Source organism: Streptomyces sp. SID5910, from assembly GCF_009862125.1.
GTDB lineage: Bacteria > Actinomycetota > Actinomycetes > Streptomycetales > Streptomycetaceae > Streptomyces.
Genome location: NZ_WWHX01000800.1, coordinates 1 through 9,883, shown reverse-complemented (window position 1 = coordinate 9,883; position 9,883 = coordinate 1). Strand labels below are relative to the sequence as shown.

The window sequence follows — 9,883 nt, the reverse complement described above, 5'->3', positions numbered from 1 at the left end:
TGACCTGGGTCAGGGTCCGGCTGCGCCGGGCCGGCAGGTCGCCGGTGCCGGCGCCGGGCACCCGGGTGAGCGGCACGACGTCGATGTCGGGGTCCGGCCAGATGCGCTCCAGCAGATCGCGGCGGCGGCGCGACTCCCGTACGACGGTGTCGACGGGCACGGACCGCACCGCGCCGAGCCAGTGCAGGGCGCCGGGCCGGAAGCGGTGCGCGCGCGTGTCGTGGGCGAGCACGAAGTACGCGGCGTCGAAGAGCGCGCCCAGGTGGCAGACCTCCAGGGCGCCGGCGGCGAGCCGGCCGCTGTCCACCAGCCGGTGTCCGACCCGGTGCTGGACCCCGCCCCGGTCGACCGCCTCCCACCAGCCGTCGGTCGGGACGGCGCCGCTGCGGGTGAGCAGCGCGCCGAGGTCCGGGGTGAGGGCCGACTCCACGTGCACGACGCGGCCGGCGGAGAGGTAGACGATGCCCCGTTCGCCGGACAGGGCGCCGGTGGCGCCTTCGGCCGCCAGGGTGCCGAGGGCCTCGGACGTCGTCCCGTGCTCGGTCCACGCCGTCATCGCCGCGGTCATCCGAGCACCAGGCGGTCCGCCATCTCGGCGAGCCGGATGCGGGCCAGGGCGAGATTGCCGTCGTTGCGGTCCAGCCAGAGGTGGAGGAAGACGGTGCTGTCGAAGGGGGTGCTGACGAAGCGGAGCAGGTGGTAGGAGTCCGCCGTCGTGACGATCATGTCCTCGACCGGCGGTTCCTTCTCCGCGGCGGCCTCGCCGGCCGGTGCCAGGGAACCGCTCTCCGCGACGTGCCGGGCGAGTTCGGCCGTCTCCGCGGCCGTCGCCTCCGGGTCGCCGCCCGGCGCGTCACCCACCGCGCCGAGGGCGAGCCCGCTGATCCAGTCGACCAGCGAAGCGCCCCGGGCGCCGGGCAGCCGCATGGCTTCCAGCAGACTCTCGTCGATTCCGGGCACGCCGGATCCCCTCCCCCTGCACGGCTGTACCGCGAACGTGACGACGACACTACGGAAGGTGCACGGATCCGGTGAGCGCTTTGGCATTTTCCAGAGGAACGTGCCCTCGGTGCGGCATACTGCGACGTTTCGGCCCGCGAGGGAGGGGGCGCGGGCAGGCCCGCGCCCCGGTGCGGATGGTGGGCGGGACCTGTCCGCACGGACCATGGTGCGAGCGGTCCCCGGCCCGCCGCCACGAGTGAACGGCGCGGCTCCGGGCGCGCGCCGCACACCCGGTGCGCGCACCCGCGCACCGGCGCGGACGCGGGCGCGCATGCGTGGACACGGCCGGACGGGCAACCCGGCGGACATGCCAGAACAGCCCCCTTCCCACGACGGGAAGCACACACCGGACCGGCACAGCGCGACGGAGGGCAAGGCGCCGGAGGACTTCGGTCCGGGCGCCTCCACCGAGCGGGCCGCCCCCGACTCGCCCACGGACCTGCCCAAGCGCTCGTGGAAGGCGCTGCTGCGGCGTGTGCTGTCCGAGTTCAAGGACGACGAACTCACCGACCGCGCCGCCGCCCTGACCTACTACGGGATCCTGGCGCTGTTCCCGGCCCTGCTGGTGCTGGTGTCCCTGCTCGGCATCGCCGGGCAGTCCGCCACCCAGGAGGTCCTGGACAACATCCAGAAGCTCGCCCCCGGGTCCGCGCGGGACGTCATCACCGACGCGGTGAAACAGCTCCAGGCCAAGGCCGGCCTCGGCTCCGTGCTTGCGGTGGTCGGTGTGCTCGGTGCCGTCTGGTCGGCGTCCGGCTACGTGGCCGCGTTCATCCGCGCCGCCAACGCGGTCTACGACGTGCCCGAGGGGCGGCCGGTGTGGAAGGTGCTGCCGCTGCGGGTGGCGCTGACCGTGGTGCTGCTCGTGCTCGCCGTGGTCAGCGCGCTCATCGTGGTGTTCACCGGCAGTCTGGCCCGGCAGGCGGGCACCGCGCTCGGCGTCGGCGACACCGCGCTGACCGTGTGGTCCATTGCCAAGTGGCCCGTCCTGGTGCTGCTCGTCACCATCATGATCGCGGTCCTGTACTGGGCCACCCCGAACGCCCGGGTGCGGGGCTTCAAGTGGATCACGCCGGGCAGCGTGATCGCCCTGCTGGTCTGGCTGCTGGCCTCCGTCGGGTTCGCCTTCTACGTGGCGAACTTCGGCTCGTACAACAAGACGTACGGCACGCTGGCGGGCGTCATCATCTTCCTGGTGTGGCTGTGGGTGACGAACCTGGCGATCCTCCTCGGTCTGGAGTTCGACGCCGAGCTGGCCCGGCAGCGCGTCATCGACGGCGGTCATCCGCCCGAGGACGAGCCCTATGTCGAGCCGCGCGACACGCGGGCCTGGGACGACGCGGACCGGCGGCGCGCGGAGTCACCGGACGAGTGACGCCACATGGCCTCCGCGCCCCAGGGGTACGCGGAGGCCATGAACCATGGCACTCCAGAACCCCAGGAACACCAAGAACCCCAAGAACCCCGAGAAGCCCGCGAACGCCGAGAGGCGCAGGACGCGGCCCGGGCCGAGCGGGCCGACGAGGAGCGCGCCGCGGCCCGGCCCTTCGACTATCCGTATCCGGAGCGGCACGCCAACGTGCGGGCCACCCGGCACATCAGCCGTGAGCAGGCCGACGCCGAGAGCGTGCCCGGAGTGCCGGGCGGCTACGGCACCACGGGCGGCGGGCAGCCCGGCGGCCGGAGCACGCCCCGGGCCGGTGACGACACGGCCGACGAGTCCGGGGTCACGGACGTCGTCGGCGGACGCGAGCCCCGGACGCCCCGGAAGAACGAGAAGCGCTGACGCGCGCGTGGCCTACGGGAGGATCGAGTCGACGTATCCCCCGTCGACCCGTACCGCCGCGCCGGTCGTGGCGGACGCCTGCTCCGAGCTGAGGTAGACCACCAGGTTGGCGATCTCCTCGGGCTCGATCAGCCGCTGGAGCAGCGACTGCGGGCGGTGTTCGCGCATGAAGACGCGCTGCGCCTCCTCCCAGGGCAGGTCGCGGTCGACCAGCTGGTACACGAAGTCCTCGACGCCCTCGGTGTGGGTCGGCCCGGCGATGACGGAGTTCACCGTGACGCCGCTGCCGGCCGCCTCCTTGGCGAAGCCGCGGCTCACCCCGAGCAGAGCCGTCTTGGAGACGCCGTAGTGGATCATCTCGGCCGGGATCACCACGGCCGAGTCGCTCGCGATGTACAGCACCCGGCCCCAGCCCCGTTCCCTCATTCGGGGGAGATGGGCGCGCGTCAGCCTGACGCCGGCGAGGACGTTGATCTCGAAGTAGCGGCGCCACTCGTCGTCGCTGATCTCCAGCGCGGGCCTGGCGCCGAAGATGCCGAGGTTGTTGACCAGGATGTCCACGTCGGGCAGGGTCCGGACGGCCTGCTCGGCGCCCTCCTCGGTGCCGAGGTCGGCGGCGACGGCCACGAACGCGCCGTCGGGCACCGCGGCCCTCAGCTCGCCGACGCTCTCCTCCAGCCGGGCGGTGTCGCGCCCGTTGACGCCCACCGTGGCACCGGCCCGGGCCAGCTGGGCGGCGATGGCCGCTCCGATGCCCTGCGAGGAGCCGGTCACCAGCGCGGTCCGCCCGCCGAGGTCGAGGTTCATCGGGTCACTCCCTGTCGTCCGTGCGGTCTTCCGCCGTTCTCCTGCCCAGCCTCGCCCACGATCCGCCTCCGGCACCGGAGGGCCGCGCCGGGCGCGGTACGCGGCACGCCCGGTCGGCGGACCCCGGGTGATCTCCGGCGGCCCGCGGCGGGATACTGGCCTTTCGCCCCTGTTCCCGCCTCACAGATGGACTCATGCCGACCTCTTCCACCGCCCGCCCCACGTTTCCGCCCACGGTGTGGCCGGCTCGCGGCCGCCACGTCGGTTCCGCCGCGGAGGACACCGTCCGGCGCACCCTGCGACGGCTCAAGGACGGCCACGTCCTGGACGACTTCCAGGAGCTGCCCGAGGATCCGGCCGAGGGCGGCGCACCCGGCGTACGGATCTTCGAAGCACGCTGGAAGGCCGGCGGTGCCGTCACCGTGCGGGCCCGGCTGACGCTGTCGCCCGGCTCGGCGGGCGGGCAGGACTGGACGCTGCTCGCGGAGGCCGAGGAGGCCTGGGACCTGGCCTGGCCGTCGCCCGCGACGATGTTCTGGCCCGAGGACCCCGACGTCACCTGGGACCGCGACATCGCCACCGGGCTGCGGCTGCGGGGGATCAACACCCTGCCGGACGACGACAAGGCCGTACGGCGGCTGATCAAGGAGGCCGGGCGCGGGGCGTGGAACATCCACGTCGTCGTGCACGAGGCGATGACCCCCGACCACCGCGGCCGGGTGCCGCTGGCGGAGCGGCTGCCCGCGAGTCTGCGCCACCGCGTGGTCGAGCACCGCGCGGCGCCGCAGCAGCTGCGGGTCGTCAACTGGGCCCTGGAGGACTTCGGCGTCCAGGTGCCGCGCGGCGGCGCGGTGATCCTGCCCGGCACCCCGGCACCGGCCGGCTACGAGGCCCAGGACTTCTCCGTCCGCAGCGTCTTCCTGGACGGCACCGAGCCCGTCGACCTCATCGCGGCGGTGACGGCCTACGCGGAGCTGCCCCGGCCGCTCGTGGACGGCGCCGAGGAGGCGCTGAGGGCGCTGCGGGAGGAGTGGCGGCTGCTGACGCTGGAGGAGGAGCTGGCCCGCGCGCGCAAGCTGGTGGCCATGTACGCCGAGGCGCTGGAGGCCATGACGCAGTCCCGGGACCTGTACCGGGAGGCGGCCGAACGCGCGTCCGAGGCGCTGGCCGCGTACCGGGAGTCCGCCGGGCAGGCCCCGGCCGGGCCGCCGCCGTCCGAGACGCCGGCGCCGTCCCCGCTGCGCGGGCTGACCCGCACACGGGAACGGTCCAGGCGCGCCGCCCGGCGCGTGCCGGTCAGCTGAAGAGCGGGAAGCGGTCCGCGTCGGGTCCCAGGGCCTGCCGTTCGTCGTCGGTGAGGCCGGTGCGTCCGGTGGCGGCACGGGCGTAGTGCTCGTCGCTCCAGGCCGACGGGACCGGGTGGCCCAGGAGACCGTCGAGGGTGGCGCGGACCGCGGCCAGCCCGGCCGGTGACGGTCCGGGGGCGTCGGCCAGGGAGACGGTCAGGTCGAGGTGGTGGACGGTCGCCTCGACGCCGAGGGTCGTCAGCAGGTCCCCGGCGGTCAGCACATGCCCCTGGGTGCGCACCGGGCGGCGGGGATCAGCCGTCGCCGCGGCCGTCGCGGTGGCCTCCGCCGTCTCCAGATACGACTCCTTCAACTGCGCGAAGTCGAGGAACATGCTGCCGGCGACCCGGTTCCAGCGCCGCCCGTGGGCCGCGCCGACGGGGTCGGGCGCCCAGTCCCGCCAGTAGGTCACGGCGTTCCGGTCGGGCTGCTCCACGGCGGGGGTGTGCAGCGCCACCAGGGCCCGCTGGGCGTCCCCGAGCAGGTGAAACACCAGATCGCGCACCGCCCAGCCGGTGCAGTCGGTCGGCAGCCAGGACTCCTCGTCGCCGAGCGGGCGGACGACCTCCGCCAGCGCTCCGTAGGAGTCCCGCACGACGCGGGCCGGATCCAGGTCCGTACGGTGTTCGGATCGCATGGTCATGGCGACACCCTAGGCGTGTGCCGCCCCGGTAACGGCGGCGCACGGTCACCTACTGAGGGCACCCTCATGTGTCAGTCGGCGCGACGTGGATACGCGGTCTGCACAGCAGCACGGCCCGTCCCGGAAGGTCAGCGACGCCATGGACAGCCAGCACCGGAGTGCCTCCCCCGATTCCCGCACGTCCGGGCCCCCTCGCTCGGACACCACCCTGCGGGTCAACGGCAAACCCCACACTCTCACCGTCGACCACCGCCGCGTCCTGCTGGACCTCCTGCGGGAGGACCTGGGGCTCGCGGGCGCCAAGAAGGGCTGCGACCACGGCCAGTGCGGCGCCTGCACGGTCCTGGTGGACGGCCGGCGCGTCAACAGCTGCCTCCAGCTGGCCGTCGCCCTGGACGGCTGCGAGGTCACCACCGTCGAGGGCCTCGCCGGGGACGGCGAGGAACTCCACCCGCTCCAGCGCGCGTTCCTGGACCGCGACGCCTTCCAGTGCGGCTACTGCACCCCCGGCCAGATCTGCTCCGCGGTCGGCGCGCTCGCCGAGGCCGAGGCCGGCCATCCCTCCCACGTCACGGACCCGGCGGCACCGTCCGGCGAGCCCGTGCCGCTGGACCGGGACGAGATCCGGGAGCGGCTCAGCGGCAACCTGTGCCGGTGCGGGGCGTATCCGCGCATCGCCGACGCGGTCGAGGACGTGATCCCGTGAAGCCCTTCGCCTACGTACGGGCGGGCAGCGTCGAGGAGGCCACCGACGCGTTCGCCACCCACCCCGGCGCCCGCTACCTCGGCGGCGGCACCAACCTGGTCGACCTGATGAAGCTCGGCGTGGAGACGCCCGCCGCGCTCGTCGACGTCACCCGGCTGCCGCTGGACGCGGTCGAGGAGCTGCCCGACGGCTCGCTGCGGGTCGGCGCGATGGTCCGCAACAGCGACCTCGCCGCCCACCCCGCCGTGCGGGACCGCTACCCGGCGCTGTCGCAGGCCCTGCTGGCGGGCGCCTCGGGGCAGTTGCGGAACGCCGCGACCACCGGCGGCAACCTGCTCCAGCGCACCCGCTGCCCCTACTTCCAGGACGTGTCCAAGCCCTGCAACAAGCGTGAGCCCGGCACCGGCTGCGGCGCGCTGGAGGGCGTGCACCGCGACCACGCGGTGCTGGGCTATTCCGACCAGTGCATCGCCACGCACCCCTCGGACATGGCGGTGGCGCTCGCCGCGCTGGACGCACACGTGGAACTGCGGGGCCCCGAGGGCGCCCGGCGCGTGCCCGCCGCCGACTTCCACCGGCTGCCGGGGCAGCATCCCGAGCGGGACACGGAGATCCACCCCGGCGAGCTGATCACCGGCGTGGTCCTGCCGGCCGCCACAGCGGGGCTGCCGTCGGCCTACCGCAAGGCCCGGGACCGGGCGTCGTACGCCTTCGCGCTGGCCTCCGTCGCCGTCGTGCTGCATCTCGCGGACGGCGTGGTGGACCGGGCCGGCATCGCGTTCGGCGCGCTCGCGCACCGGCCCTGGCGGGCCCGGCGGGCCGAGGAGGCGCTGCTCGGCGCGGCGCCCACGACGGCCGCGTTCGAGCACGCCGTCGATCTGGAGCTGGAGGCGGCCGAGCCGCTGCGGGACAACGCCTACAAGGTGCCGCTGGCCCGCCGGCTCGCCCTGGACGTACTGGGCCGGCTGGCGCCGCCCGCGACCACCTGACACCGGCGTCCACGAGGAGGACTCCATGACCGGCACCGAGACCGTCCTGGGCGCTCCCGCCGAGCGCCGGGAGGGGCGGGAGAAGGTCACCGGCACCGCCCGGTACGCCGCCGAGTACGAATTCCCCGGCCGCGCCCAGGCCTGGCCCGTGCCCGCGGCCGTCGCGCGCGGCCGGGTCACCGGCGTGGACCCCGGGCCCGCGCTCGCCCTGCCCGGCGTGCTCGCGGTGCTCACGCACGAGAACGCGCCCCGGCTGGGAGAGCCCGACGATCCCACGCTCGCCCTGCTCCAGAGCCCGCACGTGCCGCACCGGGGCTGGTTCGTGGGCCTGGTGGTGGGCGAGACGCTGGAGGCGGCCCGGGCCGGTGCCGCCGCCGTCCGCGTCACCTACGAGGCCGAGAGCCACGACGTGACGCTCACCGTCGACCACCCCGGGGCCTACGTCCCCGAGACGGCCAACGGGGGCTTCCCGGCCGTCACCGAGGAGGGCGACGCCGAAGGCGCCTTCGCCGCCTCGCCGGTCCGGGTCGACGTGGCGTACGAGGTGCCGCCGCTGCACAACCAGCCCATGGAGCCGCACAGCAGCACCGCGGTGTGGGACGGCGAGCGGCTGACCGTGCACTCCTCCAGCCAGGGCAGCACCGCCGTGCGGAAGGAACTCGCCGCGCTGTTCGGGCTGACCGAGGACCGGATCACGGTCCTCGCCGAGCACGTGGGCGGCGGTTTCGGCTCCAAGGGCACCCCGCGTCCCGACGTGGTCCTGGCCGTGATGGCGGCGCTGCACACCGGCCGGCCCGTCACCGTGGCGCTGCCGCGCCGCTACCTGCCCACCGTCGTCGGCCACCGCGCGTCGACCCTGCACCGGCTGCGCCTCGGCGCCGGCCCCGAGGGGCGGCTCACGTCGCTGTCCCACGAGGCGACGACGTACACCTCGCGGGTGAAGGAGTTCGTGGAGCAGGCGGCGGTCCCGGCACGCGTCATGTACGGCACTCCCGCCCTGCGCACGCTGCATCGCGTGGTGCCCCTGGACGTGCCCACGCCGTCCTGGATGCGCGCCCCCGGCGAGTGCCCCGGCATGTACGCGCTGGAGTCGGCGATGGACGAGCTCGCCGTCCGGCTCGGCGTCGACCCGGTGGAGCTGCGGATCCTCAACGAGCCGGAGGCCGAACCCGAGAGCGGCAGGCCCTTCAGCAGCCGGCACCTCGTGGAGTGCCTGCGCGAGGGCGCGCGCCGGTTCGGCTGGGCGGAGCGCGATCCGCGCCCGGGGTCGCGCGCCGAGGGCCCCCTGCTGGTGGGCAGCGGGGTGGCCGCCGCCACCTATCCGGTGATGGCCGCGCCCTGCCGTGCCTCGGCCCGGGCGCTGCCCGACGGCGGCTTCCTGGTGCGGGTCAACGCCACGGACATCGGCACCGGGGCGCGGACGGTGTGCGCGCAGATCGCGGCCGACGCGCTCGGCGTGCCCCTGGACCGGGTCCGCATCGAGGTGGCGAACAGCGACTTCGGCTTCGCGCCGGTGGCGGGCGGCTCGTCCGGCACCGCGTCCTGGGGCTGGGCCGTGCACGAGGCGTGCGCGCGGCTGGCCGAGCGTCTGGAGGGTCCCGTGGGGCCGCTGCCCGACGAGGGCCTCGTGGCCGAGGCCGACACCACGGGCACCGCCGACGCCGAGGTCCCTTACGCGCGGCACGCGTTCGGGGCGCACTTCGCCGAGGTCACCGTCGACACGGTCACCGGCGAGGTGCGGGTGAGGCGGATGCTGGGCGTCTTCGCCGCCGGGCACATCCTCAACTCCCGTACGGCGCGCTCGCAGTTCGTCGGCGGGATGACGATGGGCCTGGGCATGGCGCTGGCCGAGGACAGCACGCTCGACCCGGCGTTCGGCGACTTCGTCCAGTCCGATCTCGCGTCGTACCACGTGCCCGCGCACGCCGATGTCGCGTCCGTGGAGGCGTACTGGGTGGACGAGGAGGACGAACACCTCAACCCCATGGGCAGCAAGGGGATCGGCGAGATCGGCATCGTCGGTGCGGCGGCGGCCGTCGGCAACGCGGTCCACCACGCCACCGGCATCCGTTTCCGGGAACTCCCGCTCACGCCCGACCTGGTGCTCACCGGGCTGCTCGCGCACGAGCACCCCGCGGGCATGCTGGGGACGTGACGGCGGCCCACCGCGGTCCGGTGCCGGGCGTCCGGCGCGGACCGCGGTGGGCCGGGTGACGGGACGGTCAGTCCGCGGCGCGGCGCGCCCCGGTGACCGGGCGGGACGCCGCCCGGCTCCTGGCGGGTGCCTGCGCGGCGACCCGCACGCACAGTGCCGTCAGGGCGACCAGTGACGTCAGTACGGCGACGCCCACGGCGACCCAGGTGGGCGCCAGCGTGAGGTCGACCGTCCGGGACATCTCCAGCGAAGGGGCGGCGGTGCCGTACAGCTTGGCCGCGGCCAGCGCCGCCGGCAGCACGACCGCCACGGCGAGCACGGGCACGGCCGCGCGCACGGTCAGGGCCAGGGCGACGACCAGGCAGAGCGCCGAGAAGCCGAGCGCGAAGGCGTAGCCGCGGACGGACGCCTCGCCCTGTTGCAGCGGGAAGTAGGCCACGCCGCAGCCG

10 protein-coding genes and 1 pseudogene are annotated in these 9,883 nt (G+C 74.8%); 6 read left to right on the top strand and 5 right to left on the bottom strand.

The window, feature by feature from the left end:
- On the bottom strand, positions 1-568 hold a 568-nt coding region (locus GTW67_RS28145; protein ID WP_237519069.1), incomplete at its 3' end, for a hypothetical protein.
- Positions 565-960, bottom strand: a complete 396-nt coding sequence (locus GTW67_RS28140; RefSeq protein WP_161167574.1) for a hypothetical protein — start codon at positions 958-960, stop codon at positions 565-567. The genes GTW67_RS28145 and GTW67_RS28140, both read right to left, overlap by 4 nt.
- Before the next feature lie 313 nt (positions 961-1,273).
- On the opposite strand from GTW67_RS28140, the gene GTW67_RS28135 reads away from it, so the two are divergent.
- Both GTW67_RS28135 and GTW67_RS28130 read left to right on the top strand, forming a co-directional pair.
- Entirely contained in the window at positions 1,274-2,377 is a 1,104-nt protein-coding gene (locus GTW67_RS28135) for a YhjD/YihY/BrkB family envelope integrity protein (protein ID WP_524539833.1), read from the top strand.
- 39 nt (positions 2,378-2,416) lie between these two features.
- A complete protein-coding gene (locus tag GTW67_RS28130; protein ID WP_237519067.1) occupies positions 2,417-2,788 on the top strand; it encodes a hypothetical protein in 372 nt (123 codons plus the stop codon).
- A gap of 12 nt (positions 2,789-2,800) precedes the next feature.
- On the opposite strand, the gene GTW67_RS28125 is transcribed toward GTW67_RS28130, so the two are convergent.
- Positions 2,801-3,595, bottom strand: coding sequence for an SDR family NAD(P)-dependent oxidoreductase (locus GTW67_RS28125; RefSeq protein WP_161167573.1), 795 nt, complete (start codon positions 3,593-3,595; stop codon positions 2,801-2,803).
- Between the two features lie 194 nt (positions 3,596-3,789).
- Between GTW67_RS28125 and GTW67_RS28120 the strand changes: the two genes are divergently transcribed.
- Positions 3,790-4,899 (top strand): hypothetical protein, encoded by a 1,110-nt coding sequence (locus GTW67_RS28120; RefSeq protein ID WP_161167572.1) that lies wholly within the window; start codon positions 3,790-3,792, stop codon positions 4,897-4,899.
- On the opposite strand, the gene GTW67_RS28115 is transcribed toward GTW67_RS28120, so the two are convergent.
- Complete coding sequence (locus tag GTW67_RS28115) at positions 4,892-5,584, bottom strand: maleylpyruvate isomerase N-terminal domain-containing protein (RefSeq protein ID WP_237519066.1); 693 nt, start codon at positions 5,582-5,584, stop codon at positions 4,892-4,894. The genes GTW67_RS28120 and GTW67_RS28115 overlap by 8 nt on opposite strands.
- 139 nt (positions 5,585-5,723) lie before the next feature.
- Between GTW67_RS28115 and GTW67_RS28110 the strand changes: the two genes are divergently transcribed.
- Genes GTW67_RS28110 through GTW67_RS28100 form a run of 3 tightly spaced genes read left to right on the top strand, consistent with a single transcriptional unit; the run spans position 5,724 to position 9,434 of the window.
- Entirely contained in the window at positions 5,724-6,290 is a 567-nt protein-coding gene (locus GTW67_RS28110) for a (2Fe-2S)-binding protein (RefSeq protein ID WP_161167571.1), read from the top strand.
- Entirely contained in the window at positions 6,287-7,279 is a 993-nt protein-coding gene (locus GTW67_RS28105; RefSeq protein ID WP_161167570.1) for an FAD binding domain-containing protein, read from the top strand. Before GTW67_RS28110 ends, GTW67_RS28105 begins: the two co-directional genes overlap by 4 nt.
- Positions 7,280-7,304: 25 nt before the next feature.
- Positions 7,305-9,434 carry a xanthine dehydrogenase family protein molybdopterin-binding subunit gene (locus GTW67_RS28100; protein WP_161167569.1) on the top strand — a complete coding sequence of 710 codons (2,130 nt, stop codon included), beginning with the start codon at positions 7,305-7,307 and terminating at the stop codon, positions 9,432-9,434.
- Between the two features lie 67 nt (positions 9,435-9,501).
- On the opposite strand, the pseudogene GTW67_RS28095 reads toward GTW67_RS28100, so the two are convergent.
- Positions 9,502-9,883: pseudogene (locus GTW67_RS28095) on the bottom strand (hypothetical protein); the annotation flags it as partial.